The organism is Caulobacter sp. SRI_008, assembly GCF_057586355.1.
The window spans coordinates 75,080-98,053 of record NZ_JBYCZS010000006.1 but is presented as its reverse complement, the minus strand read 5'-3'; the positions used below and the strand labels follow the sequence as shown (position 1 = coordinate 98,053).

Genomic DNA, 22,974 nt, shown 5'->3' with positions numbered 1-22,974 from the left:
TTAGGGTGAAGTTACTCAATTGCACTTCAGACGTTCCGCTCACTGACGCTTTGGGCCCTGCCCACTGGACAGCCGCAATGTCGGTTCAGCGTTAAAATACAGGTAGGGACACGTGAAAATCATCGTAACCGGCGGCGCTGGATTTATCGGTTCCGCGCTCTGCCGGCTGATCATCGACGAAAGCCAGGACAGCGTCGTCAACGTCGACAAGCTTACGTATGCCGCCAGCCGCTCTTCGCTGGCCTCGATCGAAAGCAGCGATCGCTATCACTTCGAGCAGGTCGACATCGCTGACGCCGAAGCCGTGGCCGAGGTGCTCAAGCGCCACCAGCCCGACGCGATCATCCACCTGGCCGCGGAATCGCACGTCGACCGTTCGATCTCGGGCGCGGGTCCGTTCATCCAGACCAACGTCGTGGGCACCTTCGTCCTGCTGAACGCCGCCCTGGACTACTGGCGCGCCCTGCCCCAGGAAAAGCAGGCTAGCTTCCGTTTTCAGCATGTCTCGACCGACGAGGTCTATGGCAGCCTGGGCGCCGAGGGCCTGTTCCGCGAAGACACGCCCTACGATCCGCGCTCGCCCTATTCGGCGTCGAAGGCGGCCTCCGACCACCTGGTCAGCGCCTGGTGGCACACCTACGGCCTGCCCACGATCATCTCGAACTGCTCGAACAACTACGGCCCCTACCACTTCCCCGAAAAGCTGATCCCGCTGATCATCCTCAACGGTCTGGAGGGCAAGCCCCTGCCGGTCTACGGCGACGGCTCCAACATCCGCGACTGGCTTTACGTGGAAGACCACGCGCGCGCCCTGCGCCTGATCCTCGACAAGGCCGCGCCCGGCTCGTCGTACAATGTCGGCGGGCGCAACGAGCGGACCAACCTCGAGGTCGTCGAGACGATCTGCGACCTGCTGGACGAACTGGCCGGCCCGCTGGACAGCGGCCCGCGCCGCGACCTGATCTCGTTCGTCACCGACCGCCCCGGCCACGACCAGCGCTACGCCATCGACGCCACGCGCATCGAGCAGGAGCTGGGCTGGCAGGCGCGCGAGAACTTCGAGTCCGGCTTGGCCAAGACGGTCCGCTGGTATCTGGACCGCCAGGACTGGTGGGAGCCGCTTCGCACCCGCTACGACGGCGAGCGTCTCGGCCTGACCGCGAAAAGCGAGGCGTCTTGACCTCCAAGCCCCTGCTCGTGATCGGCGAAAGCGGGCAGGTCGCCCGCGCCATCGCCGACGCCGCGCCGACCGGCTTTTCGGACCCGACCGGCTTTTCGGACGTCGTGTTCGCCGGGCGCGCCAAGCTCGACCTCGAAACGGTCGACGTGCGCGCCTTCGTCCGCGACCTCGCCCCCGCCGCGGTGATCAACGCCGCGGCCTATACCGCGGTCGACCGCGCCGAGAGCGAACCCGACGCCGCGGAACTGCTGAACGCCCGGATGCCCGGCGCGGCCGCGGCCGCCTGCGCCGACCTGGGCGTTCCGTTCGTCCATATCTCGACCGACTACGTCTTCGACGGCTCGAAGGGCGCGCCCTATGTCGAGACCGATCCCCTGGCTCCGCTGGGCGTCTATGGCGCGACCAAGGCGGCCGGAGAGCGGGCGGTCGAGGACGCCGGAGCGGTTTGCGCGATCCTGCGCACCTCGTGGGTCTATGGCCCGCACGGCGCCAACTTCCTGAAGACCATGCTGCGGCTCGCCGAAACCCGCGACGAGATCGGCGTCGTCGCCGACCAGCACGGCGCCCCGACCCGGGCCGAGGAAGTCGCCGAAGGCGCCCTGCGTTCGGTGCGCCGCCTGCTCGACGGCGATGCGGCCGCCCGGGGGATCTTTCACCTCGGCGGCGGCGGCGAAACGACCTGGGCGGGCTTCGCCGAGGCGATCTTCGAAGAATCGGCGCGTCGCGGCGGCCCCGCCGCCCGCGTGAAGCCCATCACCACCGAGGAATATCCCACGCCGGCGCGACGCCCCCGGGATTCCCGCCTCTCTACTGACAAGTTCTTCGCCATACACGGCTGGCGCCCCGGCCTGTGGCGAGACGGCCTCACAGAACATATGACTCGGACAGGATTCTGATCGATGAAAGGTATCATCCTAGCCGGCGGCTCCGGCACGCGTCTCTATCCGGTCACGCGCGCCATCTGCAAACAGCTGCTGCCCGTCTACGACAAGCCGATGATCTACTACCCCATCAGCACCCTGATGATGGCCGGTATTCGCGAGATCCTGATCATCTCGACGCCTCGCGACATCCCGCTGTTCGAGCAGATGCTGGGCGACGGGTCCGAATGGGGCGTGAAGTTTGAATACGCCGTGCAGGAGGTTCCGCGGGGCCTGGCCGACGCCTTCATCGTGGGCGAGGAGTTCGTCGCCGGCCAGCCGGTCGCGCTGATCCTGGGCGACAACATCTTCTTCGGCCACGGCCTGTCCGACCAGCTCAAGCAACTGGCCCAGCATGACGACGGCGCCATCGTGTTCGCCTATCGCGTCAGCGACCCCGAGCGGTACGGCGTCGTCGAGTTCGACGCCGACGGCCAGGCGCTGTCGCTCGAGGAAAAGCCCACCCAGCCGAAGTCGGACTACGCGGTGACCGGGCTATATTTCTACGACTCGCAGGTCACCCAGATCGCCCGCAAGGTGAAGCCGTCGCATCGCGGCGAAATCGAGATCACCGACGTCAATCGGATCTATCTCGAGCAGAAGCAGTTGACCGTCACCCAACTGGGCCGAGGCTATGCCTGGCTGGACACCGGCACGCACGACTCGCTGTCGGAAGCGTCGGACTTCATCAAGGCGATCGAACACCGCCAGGGGCTGAAGATCTCCTGCCCCGAGGAAATCGCCCTGGCGAACGGCTGGATCTCGGCCGATCACGTCGAGGCGATCGGCCGCTCGATGCTGAAGACCGAATACGGCCGCTACCTGATCGAAATTGCACGTGAGCACCGCCTGCAGGACTCCCAGGCTTAAAAACCAGCTCTCTCGAGAGACGGGATCTCCTCCGGAACCAAAAATGCAAAAACAAGTATCCAAAGCCGTCAACGACGTCAGCCGCGCCCTGAAGGCGTGGCACATCTGGATTTTCCTGTCCTGGCAGGACGTCATCTCGAAGTATCGGCGGTCGATCTTCGGGCCCCTGTGGATCGCCGGCGGCATGATCGCCACGTCGCTGGCCCTGTCCCTGACCTTCGGCGCCATCTCCGGCCAGCCGCTGCACGACTTCCTGCCGTTCGTCATGGCCGGCCTGCTGGCCTGGAGCCACTTCATCGGCATCAACCTGATCGAGGCGCCCGAGCTGTTCGTCGGGATGGCCGGCTCGATCCGAAACCATTCCTTCCCGTTCACCTTCTACGTCTTTCGCTTCACCAGCCGGCAGCTGATCCTGTTCGCCCACAACGTGGTGGTGTTCTTCATCGCGGCGGTCCTGGTCGGCGGCTTCAAGATCCCCCACTGGCAGGTCCTGCCCGCCCTGGTGGTGCTGACGCTGTTCTCGATCACCATGGGTCCGCTGATCGGCATGGCGTCGGCGCGCTTCCGCGACCTGCGCTTCATGCTGCCCTACCTGGCGCAGATCCTGTTCTTCGTGACGCCGGTGTTCTGGAACCCCGACTCGATCCACGGCCGCCGATCGATCATCGTGTCGGCCAACCCGCTGTTCCACCTGATGGAAATCCTGCGCGAGCCGCTGCTCGGCCGCCCCGCCCCGGTCCATTCCTGGGTCGTGTCACTCACGCTCCTGGGAAGCGTCATCGTGATCTGGTTCGTGAGCTTCGCGGCCTTCCGCCGTAAAATTCCGTTCTGGGTCTAGTAGAGAAAAGATCGACTATGTCTTCTCCTCTGATACGGCTGGACAACGTTCAGCTCATCTACCCGATCTATTCGGTACGGGCCCAGTCGCTTCGCCACGCCGCCATGAACCTGGCGGTCGGCGGGCGGATGATGAGAGGCGGCAACGACGTCGTTCACGTCAACGCGCTCGAAGGCGTCAGCTTCGAGCTGCGCGAGGGCGACCGCCTCGGCCTGGTCGGTCACAACGGCTCGGGCAAGACCACCCTGCTCAAGGTGCTGGCCGGGGTCTACGAACCCACCCGCGGCTCGATCGACGTTCGCGGCGACGTGTCCTCGATGCTCGACATCGGCCACGGCATCGACTGGGAAGGCACCGGCGTCGACAACATCCGGATCCTGTCGCGACTGCGCGGCCTGCGCGGCGCCGAGATCAAGGCCCGGATGGACTCGATCATCGAGTTCTCCGAGATCGGCAGCTTCGCCCACCTGCCGATGAAGACCTACTCGGCCGGCATGGCCACCCGCCTGATGTTCACCCTCGCCACCAGCTTCAAGTCGGACATCCTGATCCTGGACGAATGGCTGGGCGCGGGCGACGCGCAGTTCATCAACAAGGTCAGCACGCGGATGAGCGGCCTGGTCGACCAGGCCCGCTGCGTGGTCGTGGCCTCGCACAACTTCTCCCTACTGGAAGCGGTCTGCAACAAGCTGCTGGTGCTGGAGAAGGGCCGCGTGCGCTACTTCGGCCCCGTCGCCGACCTGCCCCCGGCGCTCCGTCCGTAAGAAAAAGGGCCGCCCGACCGGGTGACCCTTCGCGAAAGACGAAAAGGCCGCGCCCCCTGGGCCGCGGCCTTTTTTCTATGGCCGGCGCCCGTCGCCGCGCGGCGACGGGTCGAGCAGGCGATCGACCCCTTCGGCCAGCAGCTCCATGTCGACATAGAGCTCGACATGCTCGCCGCGGTCGGCATTGGAGAAGCACTCGCACCAGACATAGCCGACCGACTGCCCGCCCGCCGCGCCCATGCCCATGTTCAGCGAATAGACGGAGTCGTTGGGGTGCAGGATCAGCACCCCCGCTCCCTCGGGCGAGAACACCATGTTCGAGATGTTCGAGCCCATGCCGGCCACCACGTGCCGCGCCTCGGAAAACGCCACGACCTGGTCGGCCCACGACATTTCGCCCGGCCGGATCTCACGGAAGCCGCGCCGCTCCAGATAGCGGGCGACGTCGTTGACGTTGTGGGGGCGGCGGCGGTCCTTGGGAACCTCGCGCCGCAGCGTGAAGATCCTGTCGCCGAACTGCGCCGTCGAGACGCTGCGCGCCCAGCGGTAGACCTCGGAATAGAAGGTCCGGGTTTCGGGCGAGACCCAGTAGGCGAAGTTGTTCAGCGGATGCGGCGCCAGCAGCCTGTCGACCCGCACGCCCTTGCCGTGCGGCATGCGCACGAAGCGCTCGGGCCCCAGGCCGCTGGCCTGGCGGCAGATGTCGATCGCCCAGTCGGGCATGTCGGCGTTGATCAGGATCGGGGCGTCGGCGAATTCGGCCCACGCCTCCGAACGCACCGCCTCGAGCATCACGCGCAGGCGCGGCGCGATATCCAGCAGCACGTGGTGATAGTTGCCCGGGGCGGCCCGGGCGATGCTGATCGCCATCGGAAAATGGTCAGGCTCGGCCCGCAGGGCGGCGCACTTGTAGGCGCCCGGCTCACCCGACGGCTGCAGGTCCAGCTCGGTCCAGGGCGCCAGCAGCTGCGACTCCCCGCCGCCCACCGGAACCTGGCCGTGCAGCACCCGGTGATCGCTGGTGAAGATGATGCCCGCGCCGCAGACCGTGGCCCCGTCGAAGCGGTCGATGCGGATCTCGGGAACGAACAGCTTCTCCTTGACGAACACCTCGCGGGCGTTGTCCGGGATCGCGCCCTTCCAGAAGAAGGGCTCGATGCCGTCGACGACCACCTTGGGAAACACGTCGAACTGGCCGACCCGCTGGTCCACCCCCGCAACGTAGGTTTCGTAGTCTTCGCCGATCCAGTGCTCGATCCTGATCATTCCGCCTCTCAAGCCAGCGCCTGGCAGACGCAGATCGCCCACGGGCCTTCGGCGCGCTCGAAGCGGCGGATGCTGATCCGCATCTCCCCGAAGGCGTCCGTCATGTGACTGGCGAAGGCCTGGACGTCCTCGCCCTGGCCCATCGCGACGATCAACGCGCGCGGCGCCAGATAGGCCTTGTTGTGGCTGAGGTGAAACGCCCAGACCGAGGGTTCGGCGACGTTGTGGATCGCCACGACGCCCAGGCTTGCGCCGTCGGAGGTCAGGCTGCGCGCGCGGCTCCAGCGGACCGGGAAATGATTGTCCAGCCAGGCCCGCAGCGGGCGCTGGCCGCGGCCCAGCCCCTTGACCCAGCGCCGCAGGCCGTCCGCGCCGAGCGCGATCAGGACGTTTTTCTCTTCGTTGCCCGCCAGGGCGGGCTCCACCGGCCCGGCCGAGTCCGCGAAGACCAGGCCGCGCTGGGCGTGGCTCATGACGTGGAGGGCGAAATTGACGACGACGCCCCAGCCGAGATCGTTCTCGCTGGGACCCGAGCGCCAAAGAAACCGCCGGGGAGCGCCCGAAAAGCTTTCGACATAGCCGGATATCGATCGCACCGGGTGCCCAAGGACGGGAACGCGACGCCAACCGCGGTCAATCGTTTCGACCCGGAGGCCGTCGAGAAAGCCAAATATGTCCATGTTCACTTTAGCTTGCGACCGCGCTCAATAGACCTAGCGCATTTGGCCAAGTGTCGCTTTAGCAGCCGCTCGCCTTACGGATCAAGACGCCGCCAACTACAACCGAAAAGCCTTGCGCCTCCCGCGCGGTCTGGCTAGAGCAAGCCTAGTCGCAGGCCGTCCTAGAAGCCGTCAGGCGTCCCCTCGTTGGACCAAGATCAGCCTGGCCTCGCCAGGATTGCCTGCTCGACTCCTGGGCTTGCGGGGGCTTTAACAGCGCATGAGTATTTCGGTAGGTCGCTTGAAATCTCTGGCTAAACGGGTGCTGCGCAAGCTCGGCTCGACGCGCGCCCGACCGGCCGTGGACCCTGCATCCCTGCATCCGCTCTTCGATCTTCAATGGTACGCCGCCAAGTACCCCGAAGCCCGGAACAATCCCTGGGAACACTACAACACCGTGGGCTGGAAGATCGGCTACGATCCCAGCCCGCTGTTCGCCACCCAGTGGTACCTGGGCGAGAACCCTGACATTCGCGCCGCCGGCGTGAACCCCCTCGTCCATTTCGTGCAGTCCGGCTCCGGCGAAGGCCGCAGCCCCAACCCCGCCTTCTCGTCGCGCTGGTATCAGCGGCAAGTCTACAACGTCATCGACGGCAACGACTTCTGGGGCCACTACATGCGCGTCGGCGGCGCGATGGGCCTGAGCCCGCACCCGCTGTTCGACGGCAAGTGGTACGCGGCTCAGAACCAGGACGTCATCGGAACGCTGAACCCGCTCGTCCACTACCTGCATTTCGGCGCGAGCGAGGGCCGCGATCCGCGCCCCCTGTTCGACACCGCCTGGTACCGGACCAAGGCCGACATCCCGCAGGGCATGAGCCCTCTGACGCACTTCGCCATGCACGGCGAGCGCCAGGGTCTGGATCCCAACCCGCTGTTCCGCTGCGCCTGGTACCTGGAGCGCCACCCCGACGCCCGCGACACCGGCGGCGCCATCGCCCACTATGTCGACGGCGCCGTGCAGGACACCTTCCCGACGCCGCTGTTCGACAGCGGCTGGTATCGCCGCGTGCACGGCGATCTCGACAACTGGACGCTGACGCCGCTCGAACACTACCTGCTGCATGGCGGTTCCGAGGGCCGCTGGCCAAGCCCGCTGTTCGACGCCGCGCGCTATCTCGACCTCTATCCCGGCGTTCGCAAGGCTAACCGGGCGCCGCTGCTCGACTACGTGCTCGAAGGCGCCGACCTGGGCCGCAACCCTTCCGAACATTTTGATTCGGCATGGTACCGCCGGTCGTACATGGTGAGCGACGAGCTGCTCGTGACCCCGCTGGAGCATTTCCTGACCAAGGGCTGGTCCCTGAAGTACCGCACCGCGCCCTAGGCGCGCCGACGCGTAGACACCATCGACGACCTCTTCACTTTCGACCAAAGGCCAGCATGCGCGACTGTATCGTAATCACCGGCGGAGCGGGTTTCATCGGCTGCGCGCTTTCCGAACGCCTGCGCGACTGGGGCCTGGACGTCGTCGCCGTCGACAACCTGCACCCCCAGGTTCACACCGAGCCGGGCCGCCCCGAACGCCTGCCCGACTTTGTCGAACTGGAAGTCGCCGACGCCCGCGACCGGGCCTTCTGGGACAAGTTCCTGGTTTCCAACCGGCCCAAGATCCTGATCCACTTCGCCGCTGAAACCGGCACGGGCCAGTCGCTCACCGAATCTACCCGTCACGCCAGCGTCAACGTGGTCGGCACCACCGAGGTGCTCGACGCGATGACCGCCGCCGGCGTCAAGCCCGACCACATCCTGCTGTCGGCCAGCCGCGCGGTCTATGGCGAGGGCGCCTGGGCCGCCGAGGGCGACGCGCCGTTCTATCCCGGCGTCCGCTCCCATGCGGCGCTGGCCGAAGGCCGCTGGGGCTTCCAGAACAGCGCCGGCCAGGAAGCCGCCCCCCTGCCGCATCGCGCGGCAAGCGTTTTCCCGATGCCGACCAGCATCTACGGCGCCACCAAACTGGCCCAGGAACACGTTCTGCTGGCCTGGGCCGCGGCCATGTCGGTGCCGCTGACCAGCCTGCGCTTCCAGAACGTCTATGGCCCCGGCCAGTCGCCGTTCAACGCCTACACCGGCATCATCAACATCTTCCACCGGGTCGCCCGGGCCGGCGGCGCCATCGACATCTACGAGGACGGCCAGATCGGCCGTGACTTCGTGTTCATCGACGACGTCGTCGACGCCTGCGTCGCGGCGCTCGAAAAGCCGCCGGTCACCCATCGCATCCTCGACGTCGGTTCGGGCGTGGCGACGACCATTCTCGAAGCGGCCCAGGTCATCGCCGAAATGCACGGCGCGCCCAAGCCCGAGATCTCCGGCAAGTTCCGCAACGGCGACGTCCGCTGGGCGGTCGCCGAAACGGCCGATCTGCGCGACCAGCTGGGCGTCGAGGCGAAGGTCGACTTCGCCACGGGCGCGCGGGCCGTCGGCGACTGGCTCGTCTCCAAAGGCTTCGCCTGATGCCGGAAGGGGCGGTTGAACTTTCGGCGCCCCCCGCCGCGTCTCGCGACGCGGGGATCGTCGCGGTTTGCCGCCCGTCCACGCGGGCCGAGCGGCAAGCCCAGTTCGACGCCTGCCTGGCGCTGAGCGGCGTCGCCCGCGTGCTCGCCGCCACCTCGCCCGGCGCCAAGGGGCCGGGCCTGGCGCTTGAGGTCGAGCGAGCCCTGGCCGCCGGCGCCGAGCAGGTGCTGATCGCGACGGACGCCTTCGAGGCGCCCGCCAACCTGCTCGAGCGGGCGCGCGCCTGGATGAACGGCGACCCGCGCCTGGGCGTGACCTGCTTCCTGGCCAACGAGGCCGGGTCGCTGAGCCTCGACGTCGATCCCGCCGCGAGCGTGGACGAGATCAATGAGCGCCTGGCCGCCATCGGAGCCGATCGCCGCCCCGTTCCGATCGCGGCGACCGAAGGGTGCCTGTTCCTGATCGGCCGCAGCGCCCTGATGGCGGCCGACGGCCTCGCCCCAGACCTCGACTCCGATCCCTATCTTTCGGTGTGCGAGTTCGCCTTGCGCGCCTCGCGTCGCGGCTTCCACACCATGCTCGACGGACAGGCCTTCGTCCGCCGCGCCGGCGAGGCCGGCGAGCGGTCGCTGAAGTCCGACGAGGTCCTGCGGCGACGGCTGAACGCCGAGCACCCGTTTTTCCCGGCCCTGTACGACCTTCAGGCCTCGACCCCCTCCGAACCGTTGGGCGAGGCCCTGGCCCTGGCGCGCGCCGCCGGGCGCGGCCTGCGCCTGGCCATCGACATCTCCGCCGTCACCGATCGTTCGATCGAGGCCTCCGAGCAGGTGACCGCGCTGGTCCGCGCGATGACGGCCAACGCCAAGGTCAGCTGGCTGGGCCTGGTCACCGACCAGGCCGAGTCCGAACTGGCGGGCCTTGCCAGCGCCGCCAAGATCGAGGTGGTTCCGGCCGACATCGAAGCCCTCCAGCGGCGCGACATCGACGTCCTGCACGTGCCCAGCACGATCGCCTCGACCAAGCCGTGGTGGACCTGGCGCCCGGCCGCCCGCCGCACGGTCATCACCCTGGACCACGCCCCCTCGACGGCGGCCCGCACCTCGCTCGCCGCCGACCTGATCATCGCGGCCGGCGACGGCATGGTGGCGCAGCTGCGTCAGGCCCGCGCGCCCTTCCCGCTCGAACGGGTGGTGGTCATTCCGCCGGTCGCCCCGCGCCAGGTCGCCGCGCGCGTGCCCGCCTCGGTCAACGAGCGTGGCTGGGTCGCCGAACGCTTCGCGCTCTGCGTCACCTCGCAGATGAACAGCGGCCCCGTCCTGGCCGCCCAGAAGATCCAGGGCGCCCTGGTCGAGAACCGTCCGGGCCTGCGGCTGATCGTGATCGACGAGGACGCCCTGCTGCCCGCGCGCCGCGCCGACCCCCATCCCGACGCGCGCTCGCGCGACAACACCCTGCTGCTGGCGCCGCAGCTTTCACACGCCGAACGCACCTGGCTGCTCAGCCATGCCGAGTTCGTCCTGATCGATCCGAAACTGGCCGGCCAGGCTTGGCTGAGCGAGGCCCGCGCGCCCGTCTTCCCACTGGAACCCGCCCTGGACGCCTCGCATATTCTGGCCGCGATTTCCGACCCGGCGGTCGCGCGCCGCCTGTCCGGCGCGGCCGCCGGCGCGACCCTCTCGCCCGAGCCGACGTCGCTCTATCCCGTCTACCTGGACGCCCTGGCGCGTCCCCCGCGGAGAATCTGAAATGGCCACCACGCGCCGCTCCAAGCCCGCCGCCGCAACGCCGGCCCCCGCTCCCGCGAAAGCCGTCGCCGCCAAGCCGGTCACCGCCAAGGCGACCACCAAAGCCGCCGCCGCGCGCCTACAGCCGGCGACGACCCAGGCCGCCGTCGACGCGATCTCGCTCGCCCAGGCTCTTCTCGACGTCGAGGCCGCCAATGCCCGCGTCATCGACCTGACGCGCCGCCTCACCGCCATGAACCAGGAAATCATCGAACTGCGCCAGCAACTGGCCCGCGGCCCGGCCGGACGCGTCAGCGACCACGGCGCGGCTCGCGACCTGTTCGAAGCGCGGGCGGAGATCGCCGCCCTGCGACTGCAGTACTGCCAATAAGCCGGGTTCCATCTCGCTCTACTGGACATTGTCATGCCCAAGCCCCGCGTCCTTCATTGCATCACCGTCTACAACGGACGCGAGATCGTTCCCCGCGCCATACGCAGCGCGCTTAGGATGGACAGCTCCGTCGCCGACATCGACGTGCTCATCCTGGACGACGCCAGCCCTGAACCGGGCTGGAGCGAGGAACTGCGCGCCCTCTGCGAGGAACTCGGCGCGCTCTACTATCTGACGCCGCGCAACCTCGGCATTCCGCGGAACGTGACCCTGGGGCTGAAGACGGCGGTCGAGCACGGCTATGACTACGTCACCATCAACAATTCCGACGTGATCTTCCCCGAGAACCTGATCACCGGCATGATCGGGGCGATCCGGTCGAACGACAACGTCGGGTCGGTGACGGCCTGGTCGAACAACGTCTCGATCTACTCGGCCCAGAACGACGATCCCGACGCCCACATCTCGACGCAGGAGATGGTCGACTGGCTCTCCGAGGTCACCGACAAGGCCTTCGGCCACACGGTGCTGGACATCCCGGCGGGCATCTCGTTCTGCATCATGATGCCCATCGACGTGGTTCGACGCGTCGGCTTCATGGATCCGGTGTTCGGGCGCGGCTATTGCGAGGAAACCGACTGGAGCCTGCGCAGCCTGGCCATGGGCTATCGCCTCTGCCTGGCGCCCGGCGTCTTCGTCTATCACCAGGGTCGCGGCTCGAACCTGGCGGCCGGGCTGGTCTCGGCCGGGCACACCACCGTGCCGGAGAACGAAGCCATCATTGACCTGCGCTACCCCGAGTTCCGCAAGCAGGTGGACGAGTTCTTCCAGCGCGATCCGATGCACTGGCACCATTCCAAGCTGATCCACGACGTGATCGACCGCGCCGCCGAAGAAGGCGGCCTGCAGATCGACCTGGGGCAGCTGTCCTCGCCCCCCGCGGACGGCATCCTGGTCAATATCCAGCCCGAAGGCGAGAACGCCCGCACGACGCTCTCCTATCGCGGGTTCAAGCAGGTCTTCTGGGGTCGCTACGCCTCGGCCGCGCGCGAAATCATCAACCGCTTCCCAAACAGCCAGGCCAGCATCAACATGTACGACGCCTGTCCTCTGCATGAAGAACTGACCAAGGCCTACGGCGCCCAAACCAACGACTTGACCCGCGGCTATCCCTCCCGGGTCTAGCCCGCGGGCGCCTGATCGGCGCGGAACCGCCGCCAATGATCAGGCGCTGATACTGCGACAAGACGACACTTTCGATACCATCGTTATCCGTCGCCCCTATACTGAGCGGCGTCGAAAAATAGCCTCAATAAAGGTTGTTTCAGACGTCTAGTGAGATTTGGACACAAGGACCCATAAGGCAGCATGAGAAAGATCGCAGCTATCGTTCTGGGTCATAGCCACCTGTCCTCGGTCATCAACCATCTCATGGATCGCCAGGGCGAGTCTGGCGGAAAAGACAATTCCATTCAGTACTATATGTTCGACACTTTTCGGTTGGGCGCCGACTTTCAGTATTCTGTCGACCAGGACGGCGACTTCGTACTGAACCCAGTGCTGAACGAGATCGTCGAACGCCGCGTGCCCAAGGACAGGGAGCGCGTCTACGTTTCGATGTTCGGCGGCAACGCGCACAACGCCCTGACGCTGCTGGAACATCCGCGCCCGTTCGACGTGATTCTCTCCGAGAATCCCGGCTTGCCGCGGCTAGAGGGGACGGAATTGATATCCGAGGCGCTGCTCAAGCGCTTCATCGCCTATCATGCCCAAGTCTATCTGCTGAACATGACCACCCTTCGGCAATCGACGACCGACCCGGTGCTGCACATCGAGTCGCCGCCGCCGATCGGCGACAACAGCTTCGTTCTCTCGCACCTGGAGCGGTACTTCCAGGACCAGCAGAGCGACCCCCGCGTGGCGCCCGCCTGGCTGCGCTACAAGCTCTGGCGCGTGCACAGCGCGATCGTGCGCGGCTCGTGCGAGGCCAACGACGTTGCCTTCATCCCGAGCCCGCCCGAAGCCGTGGACGGCGACGGCTTCCTGCTTCCCGAGGCCTATGGCGGCGACTCCACGCACGCAGGCCCGTGGTATGGTGGCCGCATCCTTCGCCAGCTCGAGGAGCGCTTCAGCGCCTACTACGACGGCTGGGACTGGCTTTACTGACAAGGCCCGGCCAAAGGCGCGGCTTTCGCTTTCGAAACGCGCTCCAGGCCCGTCAGGGCGGACCGTCGGGCGCTGCGGCTTGATCAATCAGGCGATTTCGACGTCGCCGCGCTCTAAATGTTTGAAATGGAGCGCGTTCATGCGTTCCTGATGATCCAATCAGGAACGAACAGGCTCTAGCGGTAAGAGGCCTCTATGGCGAAACATCCCTACGTCCTGCAGCCCGGCACCGCCCGGTGGGCCAAGTCCGTCGCCGGCGTCAGCTATCCCGACCTTGACCCGGTCGTCGGCTTTCCGTTCCGGATCACCCCGAGCCAGAAGGTCGCCACGGCCGGCAGCTGCTTTGCGCAGCACATCGCCCGGCACCTGAAGAACAACGGCTTCAACTACTACGTGGTCGAGGAAGGCCATCCGTTGACGCACAGCGTCAGCGGCATCCTCGACGACTTCAACTACGGCACCTTCTCGGCCCGATACGGCAATCTCTATACGGCCCGGCAACTGCTTCAGCTCTTCAAGCGCGCCTTCGGGACCTTCACGCCCGCCGAGGCGCCATGGCCGACCAACGACGGCCACCTGCTGGATCCGTTCCGCCCGACCATCCAGCCCTCGGGCTTCTCTTCCGAGGCCGAACTGCTCGCCGACCAGGCCCAGCACCTGGCCGCGGTGCGCCACATGTTCGAGACGCTCGACGTCTTCGTCTTCACCCTGGGGCTGACGGAGAACTGGTTCTGCAAGGCCGACGGCGCGGCTTTGCCCGTCTGCCCGGGCGTTTCGGGCGGGGTCTTCGACTCCGAGCGCTACGGCTTCGAGAACCTCACCACCACCCAGATCATCGCCGACATGACCGAGTTCCTGTCCCTGCTGGCCGGCGTCAACAGCCAGGCCAAGGTGGTGCTGACGGTGTCTCCCGTACCACTGGCGGCCACGATGACGGACGTCCACGTGCTGGCCGCGACGACCTATTCGAAATCGGTGCTGCGCGTGGTCTGCGAGGAGCTCAGCCGCGCCCACGACCACGTCGCCTACTTCCCATCCTACGAGATCATCACCGGGTCCTATAACCGCGGCCGCTATTTCGCCAAGGACCTGAGGTCGGTGACCGAGGAGGGCGTGAGCCACGTCATGCGCCTGTTCCTCAAGCACGCGGCCGACACCACCGCGCAAGCCGCCCCGCCGGCTCCCGCCGCCCAGGACGAGTTCCTGGCGCGCATGGGCCATGTGGTGAAGACCACCTGCGACGAGGAACTGATCGAAGCTTCGCTGAAGTAGCGGCGCGGAAACGCCGAACCGCGTCGGCGGCGATCTCGCCGCCCGACGCGTCGTGGGCCTTCGTGGAAGACGTCATCGGTTTCTGGCGGCCAGAAACCGATGACCGGACCCTCAGGCCACCGAGACCTCTTTCCACACCGTGCCCGGATCCGGCGCGTGGCACACCGTGCGGCCGTACATGTCGAGGATGTCGTCGAACAGCACGTTGCCCGCCCGCATGCTCGAGAACGTCTCGCGGACATAGCGGCACAGCTCGCCGCTGCGGTCGTAGTCCGACACCCGCCGATCGTAGGCAGCCTGCAGGGCGCCGTACCAGTCACCGCCCTCGCGCACGATCGCACCGAAACCCGAGCGCTTCACGTGCGGGACATAGTCGGGGATGTGGCTGACGATCACCGGCACGCCGCGGGCGCCGGCTTCCATGAACTTCGTGCAGGACTTGCCGTAGTTGAACGTGCTGCGTTCGAACGGGGCGACGACGCAGTCGTGCTCGTCGATCACCTTCAGCATTTCCTTGTAGGGCAGGCGCCCCTTGAACCGCACGCGGTCGAAGCCGCGGAAGTCCTTGATGTTGACGTCGCCGAGCACGGTCAGGGTGACGTCCTCGCGCTCGTTGACGAAGCGCGCCAGCGCTTCCTTGACGACCTTGAAGTCCTTGCCGTGGGTCGGACTGCCGGACATGTACAGCAGGCGCCAATGCTCCTTGTCGACGGGCTGGCGACGGCGGATGCCGATGTCTTCCTCGTCCATCCGGAACGGCGCGTTGATCGTCTTGAACCCGTGGGTCCGATAGATCTTTTCCATGAAGCCGTTCGAGGTGATCACCGCGTCGGCCAGGTTGGCGGACACCATGCGCCCGCTCAGTTCCGCGACGAAGGCCGGATCGGTCGCCCGGCGGAAGCCCGAACGGATCGAGCCCATCTCCTCGACCAGGTCGGGGAAGGTGTTCAGGTCGTCGGTCTCGTAGAGGATCATCGAGCGGTTGACGCGGGCCCGCAGGATCGCGTTGACGATGTCGCCCGTGGCCGGAGCGCGCTGCAGGACGATGATGTGGAAGTTGTCGAACGAGTCCGGCTTGATCTCGGACTTGTCCATGATCACCACCTCGGCGCCGGACTTCCAGAGGACGTTGGAATGCAGGGCGGCGCGATAGTGCCGCGAGGCGTTGTTGGTGTCCTTGGTGTCGGTGACGATCAGGGCGCGGATGCCGGCGCGGCCGAAGAAGATGGCGTCCAGTCGACGGACATAGGGTCCCTCGATGGTGACCAGCTGCAGCTCCGTGGGAGCCAGGCGGTTGCGGAGCGGCAGCGGAACCGCGAAGCCGAACCGGCCGTCGCCATAGCCGGCGTCGGCCACTTCGCCGCGATAGCCGCAGGCCAGTTGGCGCGACACCAGGCGAGCACCGTCCCACAGGCCGACCACGGCGCGATGGTTGGTCGACCGCGGCTTGACCCAGCCGTAGACGTGATCGGTGCGCACGTGGTCGACGACCGCGGCGGCCGGCTTGCGCTCGACCAGCACGTGGCGCTGAATGTGCACGGGCTCGGCGCCATCGGCCCGGATCTCCAGGACGAAGTCATGCACGGCGTCGCGCCGGACGCTGTCGGGGATGGGGATGCGCCAATTGTAGTTCTTGACGCCCGAGACGCCCTCGGGCTCGCCCACCAGGGTCGCCGGATAGGCGCCGTGCGGCGCGCCGCCGATCGTCAGGAAGACCGTCGGCGTTTCGTCGCCGCTGAAGTTCGCCCAACCGACAAGAACCTTCTTGTCGATGCTGGAAAGATCGCCGCGAAGTTCGGTCATTGGACGCTAGCCAGAGAAGAATAGATTTGAAATGCGGTCAGGACTTCGTCTTCCTGGCCTTGGCGGGGCGGCGCGGTCGTCTTGGAGCCAGGCGCCGAGAGGCCCACGGCCGCGGCGAAGCCGACGGTGTCGAACTGCTTGGGCAGGCCGCTTTCGAAGCGCGCCGTCGGATCCCCGCTCAGGGCGCGCCGCATCAGGGCTACGGCCTGGAGGGGGCCGCGCGACAGGGCGCATTGGGCGAAGCCGTCGACGCTGCGCGCCAGGCGGCGGCTATGATGGGTGACGCAAGGCACCCCCGCCTGCTCGGCGTCCAGCATGGCCGTGGACACCGACGAGAACACCGCGTCCACACCGTCCAGGAAGTCCTCGACCGGCTGGGCCGAGATTTCGTCAAACGACAAGATCCTGAGGTTGGACTTCACGATGCCCAGCGAGTCGAAGGGCAGGAAGTGGCGGGCCTCGGCGTGGAACTTGTATTCGGCCGGGTGGGGCCGCCAGACGAACTCGTATTCGGGGAACTCGCTGGCCAGCGTCGCCACCGACCGCAGGAAGTTCGCCCGCTCCTTGCCGTCGTAGACATGCCAGTGAAGATTGCTGGAGATGCCGATCTGATAGTTCCGCGCCTCGGCCCGCTTCTCTTCGAAGGTCTTGCGGAACGGCAGCACCGGGCCGAACGCCGCCATCGAGATGGCCTTGTCGGTGAAGATCGTCGCGTCGACGATCTTGCCGTCGATGAACTCGTTGTAGCCGGACAGGATCAGGCCGTGCTGCACGTCGAAGCGCGGCTTGCCGAGCTTGCGGAACACCATCGACAACGAGAACGACAGCTGGTGGGCGGGGTGGTCGCCGGCGCCGAAGGTGATCATGCGATCGAACTTCGGCGTGTTGATAAGAACCTCCCGAATGTCGTCGAGAAGCACGAGATTGCCGAGCGCGGTCGCCGCCGCCCGGTGCAGATCATGGTAATAGCCCGAGATCTGATAGAATTGCTCGTGCGGGTAGCGCCGAACAAGTTCAAGAACCTGCCCATGGCCGCCCCGAGAAGGGGTTACGATCAGAGATGCCACGATATGTTCTTCTGAATTAAGCTGTGAAAATTTGGATGGACTGTTGAGCGTGCTCGTAAATGCTGAACGTCGTTCGAGCCAGTTCTTGCGCGTTCGCGCGCAGATCGTTCTTGGCTTTTACGTCGTTGATCAGGCGATCGAGCGAAGCCGCCCACTCCTCGACGTCGTCGGTCTCGCAGAAGGTGACGGCGCTCTCGGGCAGATCCTGATACGGATAGAACTTGGCCGCGATCGTGCTGATGCCCGCGCAGGTGTATTCCACCCACTTGGTGTTGGCCTTGCACTGATTGTAGGCGATCGGCCGCAGGGGGGCCAAGCCGATGTCCCAGTGCAGTCCGTTCAGCTTCTGCCGGAAGCCCATGTAGCTACCCGCCGACGGCGTGAGCGACCTCACGCGCGAGCCGTACTTCTTGGCGACCGGATTTTCGCTCCAGTCGAAACCGAAGACGGTGAAGGTCGCATTGGCGTTGTAGGTCAGGGCGCTGTCGATCGCTTCGCTGATGAAGTCGAGATCGTGCTGGTGCCAGCGACTGGCCATGTAGCCGATCCGCACCATGCCGTCCGGCTCCGGCCAGGGCGTGATCTCGCCCATGGTCGTCGAGCAATAGATCGGCGTGTGAGTGATGTCCCGGTGCGGATAGGCCGACAGCTGCCGCCGCAGCGCCGAGGTGGAGGCCACCACGCAATCGCATTCAGCCAGGGTGGTCAGCATCGCCTCGCGCCGATCGGGCTGGTTGTAGATCGCCGCGGCGTTCCCCCCCAGAATGTCGGGCACCTCGAGAAGATTGTCGTCCAGGAACACACGCGTCGGAACCGACCGTACGCGCGCGAACTTCAAAATATCCGACCAATAACTTCCGGTATAACGGCTGAAGACGATTGAAGCGATTTCAATGTCTTTGGTTATCCGGTCCATCTCGCGCACGCGAGCGCTAGAACTGATGTTCGAGAAAATCCGAAGAAGGTCGTTGTGGCTAAAAATCAGAAGCCCAAGGCCATAATCCTTCAACACATACCGCGACGGCCGGTAGAAGGAAATCTCTTGAGTCGGGTCGTACTGATCCGTGACAATAACGATAAACTTATTGCCATTCTCGGGCATCACCCGAACAACAGATCTTGGTAGCAAGGAATCCATATTTCTCGGCAATTCTTACGCGCGCAAACATAGACCACCTGCCAACACTATGGATCGACGAGAGGCCCCAACAGCTTTACAGCAACAACCTTTAGGATTTCCACGCTAAAGAGTAGAGGGGGCCACGTCAACCCTCGCCCCCGTTTGCTGGTCGCATAGCGCCGGTCAGCCGCCTTCGTTTAGCAATTCGTCGCAGATTATCTGCGTTCCGGCGCGCATTTCGCCCCGCAACGCCTCTTCGCTGCTCCGCGCCGCGGGCGCGACGCCCGCCGGCGCCTCGGGGCTCCCGCCCTCGCCCGCGTATCGCCGGAAGAACACGCCCATCACGTGCTCCACGCCCTCGGGCTTCACGTTGCGCAGGTCGCTTTCGAAATAGAGCCCGCCGCTCGAGGGCGCGGTGATGATCTCGTAGGAGGGGAAGTAGTGCACCTGGCCATTGCGGCGCGCGCACTGCTCTGCGGCGACCCTCAGCACCGACTTGCTGTAGGTCGTGGCGGCCAGGACGTGGCTGTCGGTATAGGTGGCGATCAGCGGCACCGGAGAGACCGTCAGGATGATCTGCGCCTTCGGATTGACCCGTTCGAGCGCGGCGACGAAGGCGGCCAGGTCGGACGCCACCTCGTCGACCTCCAGATTATGGAACTCGTATCCCTCCTGGTATTCGGGCCCGACCAAGACGCCGGGCGCCACGGGCGTGGCCAGGCCGTCGGCCTTCGAGCGCCAGATCTCGGTGAGGCCCAGGGTGAACACCATCACCTCCAGCGTCTCGAACATCGTGCGGACCGCCGCGAAATGGCGTTCCCGATCGTCCAGAAGCTCTTCCTCGGTCAGGAAGCCGCCCTCGACGATCTGCGGGCGCAGGGCGTCGATGAAGCGCCCGTCGGCGTTGAGCCAGACGTCCTGCACCGGCTTGAACTCGCCATAGGCGCGTTGGAACAGCTGGATCAGCTGCCGCGAGGAATAGATGTTGCCGTATCGGGCGCTGAACTGGCTGGCGTTCTGGTAGACCTCGGCGCGAACGTCTCCAGGCCGGATCGTATCGGTCACCATGTAGGTGTAGCCGCGGCGCTTCAGATTGGCGGCGATGTGCTGGGCGAAGCAGCTGCCGGCCGTGGCGATCCGCGTCGCGGGCGTCAGCCGCAGCGAAACGTCCGAGGTCGGATCGACCGCCGACGGTTCGGGCCGCGCGACGCTGCGGCTCCAGAAATGGCTGTCGGAAAGGTTCCGATACGGGTTGGCGGTCGCCGCCTGGCCGGAACGCGGCCGGAGCGGGCGCTCGCCGAACGTCAGGGCGGCGACGTCGTTGTAGCGGGGGTCGGCCAGCCGGCCGAAAACCAGCCCGGCCCCCGCCGACTGCTCATAGATCTCGAAGCTCTCGGCCACATAGGCCTCCAGCCCCAGACGCCGGGCCGGCTCGGCGGACCCCTGCGGACGAACCAGCCGGAACGAATAGTCGCCCTGCATGCCGAACCGCTCGGCCAGGCCCGGATAGAGCGGCCAGCCGATGAGGCGCTCGAACGGATCGGGCACGGCGGCGCCGTCCGGCAGGGCGGGATCGATACCGATCTGCCGCGCCAGACCCTCCGCCAGCGCCCGCAGCATCTTCGGCTTGGGGTGGTTGGGCGTATGAAGGAAGGGTGTCTCGGCCAGCCAGGTGGGGAAGGCCTCTTCCAGCGCAATGCCGCAGCTCTGGCCATGCTCCAGCAGCATCCTGCGGGCCATGTCGAAATGGTCGAAATAGCCCAGGTGCTCGAAGACCCGGGCGTTGAACAGCTTCACCGTGTCTTCGACGGTATAGCCTTTCATCCACCCGAACACCGCCAGGGCCGAATGGTTGGTGCCGGTCGGCGACAGGGCGCGGACCGCTTTGGGATCGGGATCGGGGTCGGGATAGACGGTGTCGGGGTGGTAGCCCGAGAAGAACACGGCCGGATAGGGCCGCACCTCGACCGGCCTGCCGGGCAGGCGGCCGGGCTGGTTGAAGTAGTCGAACGTTCCGCCCTGGGCCGCGAAGACGTGGGTGATATCGCCCTCGGGGGGCGACAGGTCGACCCCGTCCTGGATCAGCTTGCCGTAGTCTATCTCGTGCACGGGCACGCTCGGCGCCATGAGGCGCAGCCAGGCGGCGACGACCTGAGCCTGACAATTCCCTGCGACAAGGATGGCGGTCATGCGGCGGAAGCTCCTCGTGACTTACGTCCAGGCCTCGGCGCCGCCCGAAGGCTACGCTGAAGAACAAGGAACGCCACAAGCCCGGTTTCGAGCCGACCGCCCCCTGTTTCGAAGATTCGGAAACGACCGAACACAACCCTGGGCTGACAAGCAATCGTGCACGGGGCCGCCGCCGCGATCAAGTCACGGCGAGCCGAAACCTTCCAGAACCGCTCCGGCCGCCTTTTCGGCGCGCCTGAACCGGCCTCAGCCCGGGTTCGGAATCTTGCTCAGCAGGCTGAAATAGGCCTCGACCGACTTGGCGGCGGTGCCGTCCCAGGTCAGGTCGTCGAGCTTGCCCAACGTGCGCTGCACGGCCTGGCGGGCGAGGTCAGGATCGCTGATCAGCCGATCGCCGCGCTCGACCAGGGCCTCGATGTCGTAGGTCCGCGGCGCGTCGGGATCGTCGATCAGCTCGGCCAGCGGCCCGAAGGCCACGTAGAGGGCGGGCACGTCGAAGCGCGCGGCCTCGAACGGCAGCTGCCCGAACCCTTCGGCCGAGGTCGGATACATGACCAGGCTGGTCTTGGTCATGAGCCAGTCGCGCTCCGGGCCCGAGATGTCGGGCAGCTTGAGCACGTCGGCTTCGCCGGCCAGCAGGCGGGCCTCTTCGTAACGGGTCGATCCGCGCGGCACGTTCGCGCCGGCCAGGATCAGCTTGTGCGGATGGCCCCGCCTCCTGAGCCCCTGCCAGACCTTGATCGCAAGGTCGCGGTTCTTGTGGGAATAGGTCGCGCCCAGCACGAAGAAGAACGGCGCCTCTTCCCAGCCGCGCTCGACCACCGCCGGCGGCGGCCGCTTGAGGCCGCCCGGGTCGCGATAGTCGATGCCGTTCTCGATGACGAAGAGACGGTCGTCGGACACCTTGAGCCGCTCTTCGCGGATGGAATCGACGACGTCGTAGCTGATGCTGGCCACGCCGTCCGCCTGCGAGACCTGGGCCGCCAGGTTGGCGCGATAGCCCAGCCACTCGTGCGGCGACATGAAATAGGCCCCGTTCCGATAGGCGATCAGGTCCTGGATGGTGACCAGGCTGCGCTTGCCGACCGCCTTCCACCGATCCCAGGGGATCGGATGGTCGGGCTGATAGGGCCGGTGGATGACGTCCATGTTGTGGGCGCCGGGGAACTGCATGACGTCCGACGGCACCAGGCCGATCTTGGACAGCATGCGCACGTCCTGGACATAGGGCGGCAGGTTGTTGGGATCCGGAACCGCCAGGCAGACGGCTCGCACGTCGTGCCGGCGCGCCAGCGCCTTGGTCAGGGCCATGACCAGCAGCTGCGTCCCCATCTCCTGCGGACCCAGGCACGATCCGTCGATGAGGATGCGAAGCCCCTCGGCCTTGGCGCGCGCCAGGTCGAGCGCCTGCGAGACCGGCGCCACCAGCGACGAGCGATCGTCCGCGTACATGTCGGCGAACGACGCCTGCCTGTCCGACAGCGCCCGGAGCTGGTCCGGCGACAGGCCAGAGGCGGGCGGCCGCTCGGCCCATTCCCAGGGTTGGGCGATATAGGTTCCGGCGTCGAGGCAGTTGGAAAAGCCTTCGGCCGCCGCCGTCACCGCGAATTCGGCGACCGCCATGGCCGCGTCGGCGCCAGCCGACCCGGCCAGGCCGCCCGCGTGGCGCAGAACCAGACCCGACAGCAGCACGGCCGCGCCGGCCGGGACGGTGATCGGCACGGGTCCGGAGTCGGGCTGCTTGGTCCGCAGCGCGTCGGTCAGGGTGTTTTCGTCGTGCCCCTGGATGCCGTACGGCACCGGGGTGTTACGGTGGGGCAGGCTGAGATGGCCGGCGCTGTTGGACAGGAACGACACCGTCGCCAGGCGCAGGTCGCCAGCCAACCAGCGCGAGGCTCGCGACAGCATTCCGCGCGGCGCGGCGATCGGCGCGGTCACGACCAGGATCTGGTCGAAGCCCTCGGCCAGCAACTCGCCGACGGCCTCGCTCGGAGAGCTCGCGGCGGTGCGCGTCACCAGCGGCCCGGCCATGGACAGGCGCTGGAAGGCGGTCGCGTCGGTCGCCACGCGAACCGCGGAAACGCTGCCGGACGCCGACAGCGTCTGCAGCGTTTCCTGCCAGGCGCGCGCCGGCCCGCTCACCCATACGAGCGCGACGACGTCGGGCGCCGGCTGCGCCTGGGCCTCGAACGCCTTCGCGGACGTTTGCGCGCTACCGGTCATCATG

19 protein-coding genes are annotated in these 22,974 nt (G+C 66.5%); 12 read left to right on the top strand and 7 right to left on the bottom strand.

Going from position 1 to position 22,974, the window contains the following annotated elements:
• Positions 1–112 precede the first annotated feature (112 nt).
• Genes rfbB through AC2YHT_RS07380 form a run of 5 tightly spaced genes read left to right on the top strand, consistent with a single transcriptional unit; the run spans position 113 to position 4,572 of the window.
• Complete coding sequence (rfbB, locus tag AC2YHT_RS07400; RefSeq protein ID WP_487288932.1) at positions 113–1,180, top strand: dTDP-glucose 4,6-dehydratase; 1,068 nt, start codon at positions 113–115, stop codon at positions 1,178–1,180.
• Positions 1,177–2,076: a dTDP-4-dehydrorhamnose reductase gene (rfbD, locus tag AC2YHT_RS07395; protein ID WP_487288930.1), complete on the top strand. Its 900-nt coding sequence runs from the start codon at positions 1,177–1,179 to the stop codon at positions 2,074–2,076. The genes rfbB and rfbD overlap by 4 nt, the downstream gene beginning before the upstream one ends.
• A gap of 3 nt (positions 2,077–2,079) precedes the next feature.
• Positions 2,080–2,970 carry a glucose-1-phosphate thymidylyltransferase RfbA gene (rfbA, locus tag AC2YHT_RS07390; protein ID WP_487288929.1) on the top strand — a complete coding sequence of 297 codons (891 nt, stop codon included), beginning with the start codon at positions 2,080–2,082 and terminating at the stop codon, positions 2,968–2,970.
• Between the two features lie 43 nt (positions 2,971–3,013).
• Complete coding sequence (locus AC2YHT_RS07385) at positions 3,014–3,808, top strand: ABC transporter permease (protein WP_487288928.1); 795 nt, start codon at positions 3,014–3,016, stop codon at positions 3,806–3,808.
• Positions 3,809–3,825: 17 nt separating this feature from the next.
• A complete protein-coding gene (locus tag AC2YHT_RS07380) occupies positions 3,826–4,572 on the top strand; it encodes an ABC transporter ATP-binding protein (RefSeq protein WP_487288927.1) in 747 nt (248 codons plus the stop codon).
• A gap of 75 nt (positions 4,573–4,647) precedes the next feature.
• Here AC2YHT_RS07380 and AC2YHT_RS07375 read toward each other — a convergent pair whose 3' ends face one another.
• A complete protein-coding gene (locus AC2YHT_RS07375; protein ID WP_487288925.1) occupies positions 4,648–5,838 on the bottom strand; it encodes a glycosyltransferase family 61 protein in 1,191 nt (396 codons plus the stop codon).
• Positions 5,839–5,846: 8 nt separating this feature from the next.
• Complete coding sequence (locus AC2YHT_RS07370; protein WP_487288924.1) at positions 5,847–6,434, bottom strand: hypothetical protein; 588 nt, start codon at positions 6,432–6,434, stop codon at positions 5,847–5,849.
• A 343-nt stretch (positions 6,435–6,777) separates the two neighbouring features.
• On the opposite strand from AC2YHT_RS07370, the gene AC2YHT_RS07365 reads away from it, so the two are divergent.
• The 7 genes from AC2YHT_RS07365 (at position 6,778) to AC2YHT_RS07335 (ending at position 14,567) form a co-directional block, all read left to right on the top strand.
• Positions 6,778–7,884 (top strand): hypothetical protein, encoded by a 1,107-nt coding sequence (locus AC2YHT_RS07365; RefSeq protein WP_487288923.1) that lies wholly within the window; start codon positions 6,778–6,780, stop codon positions 7,882–7,884.
• A 56-nt stretch (positions 7,885–7,940) separates the two neighbouring features.
• Entirely contained in the window at positions 7,941–9,014 is a 1,074-nt protein-coding gene (locus AC2YHT_RS07360) for an NAD-dependent epimerase/dehydratase family protein (RefSeq protein WP_487288922.1), read from the top strand.
• Positions 9,014–10,759, top strand: a complete 1,746-nt coding sequence (locus tag AC2YHT_RS07355) for a hypothetical protein (RefSeq protein WP_487288921.1) — start codon at positions 9,014–9,016, stop codon at positions 10,757–10,759. Before AC2YHT_RS07360 ends, AC2YHT_RS07355 begins: the two co-directional genes overlap by 1 nt.
• A 1-nt stretch (position 10,760) precedes the next feature.
• A complete protein-coding gene (locus AC2YHT_RS07350) occupies positions 10,761–11,129 on the top strand; it encodes a hypothetical protein (RefSeq protein ID WP_487288920.1) in 369 nt (122 codons plus the stop codon).
• A gap of 33 nt (positions 11,130–11,162) precedes the next feature.
• Entirely contained in the window at positions 11,163–12,314 is a 1,152-nt protein-coding gene (locus tag AC2YHT_RS07345; RefSeq protein ID WP_487288919.1) for a glycosyltransferase family 2 protein, read from the top strand.
• Positions 12,315–12,497: 183 nt separating this feature from the next.
• A complete protein-coding gene (locus tag AC2YHT_RS07340) occupies positions 12,498–13,295 on the top strand; it encodes a hypothetical protein (RefSeq protein WP_487288917.1) in 798 nt (265 codons plus the stop codon).
• 195 nt (positions 13,296–13,490) lie between these two features.
• Positions 13,491–14,567: a GSCFA domain-containing protein gene (locus AC2YHT_RS07335; protein WP_487288916.1), complete on the top strand. Its 1,077-nt coding sequence runs from the start codon at positions 13,491–13,493 to the stop codon at positions 14,565–14,567.
• A 111-nt stretch (positions 14,568–14,678) separates the two neighbouring features.
• Here the strand turns inward: AC2YHT_RS07335 and AC2YHT_RS07330 are convergent, their stop codons facing one another.
• The 5 genes from AC2YHT_RS07330 to AC2YHT_RS07310 form a co-directional block, all read right to left on the bottom strand.
• Entirely contained in the window at positions 14,679–16,370 is a 1,692-nt protein-coding gene (locus AC2YHT_RS07330; protein ID WP_487288915.1) for a glycosyltransferase, read from the bottom strand.
• Positions 16,367–17,437, bottom strand: coding sequence for a hypothetical protein (locus tag AC2YHT_RS07325; protein WP_487288914.1), 1,071 nt, complete (start codon positions 17,435–17,437; stop codon positions 16,367–16,369). The genes AC2YHT_RS07330 and AC2YHT_RS07325 overlap by 4 nt, the downstream gene beginning before the upstream one ends.
• 16 nt (positions 17,438–17,453) lie before the next feature.
• Entirely contained in the window at positions 17,454–18,575 is a 1,122-nt protein-coding gene (locus AC2YHT_RS07320) for a glycosyltransferase family protein (RefSeq protein ID WP_487288913.1), read from the bottom strand.
• Between the two features lie 165 nt (positions 18,576–18,740).
• Entirely contained in the window at positions 18,741–20,747 is a 2,007-nt protein-coding gene (locus AC2YHT_RS07315; RefSeq protein WP_487288912.1) for a GSCFA domain-containing protein, read from the bottom strand.
• Positions 20,748–20,993: 246 nt separating this feature from the next.
• Positions 20,994–22,973, bottom strand: a complete 1,980-nt coding sequence (locus AC2YHT_RS07310; protein WP_487288911.1) for a glycosyltransferase — start codon at positions 22,971–22,973, stop codon at positions 20,994–20,996.
• Position 22,974 lies beyond the last annotated feature (1 nt).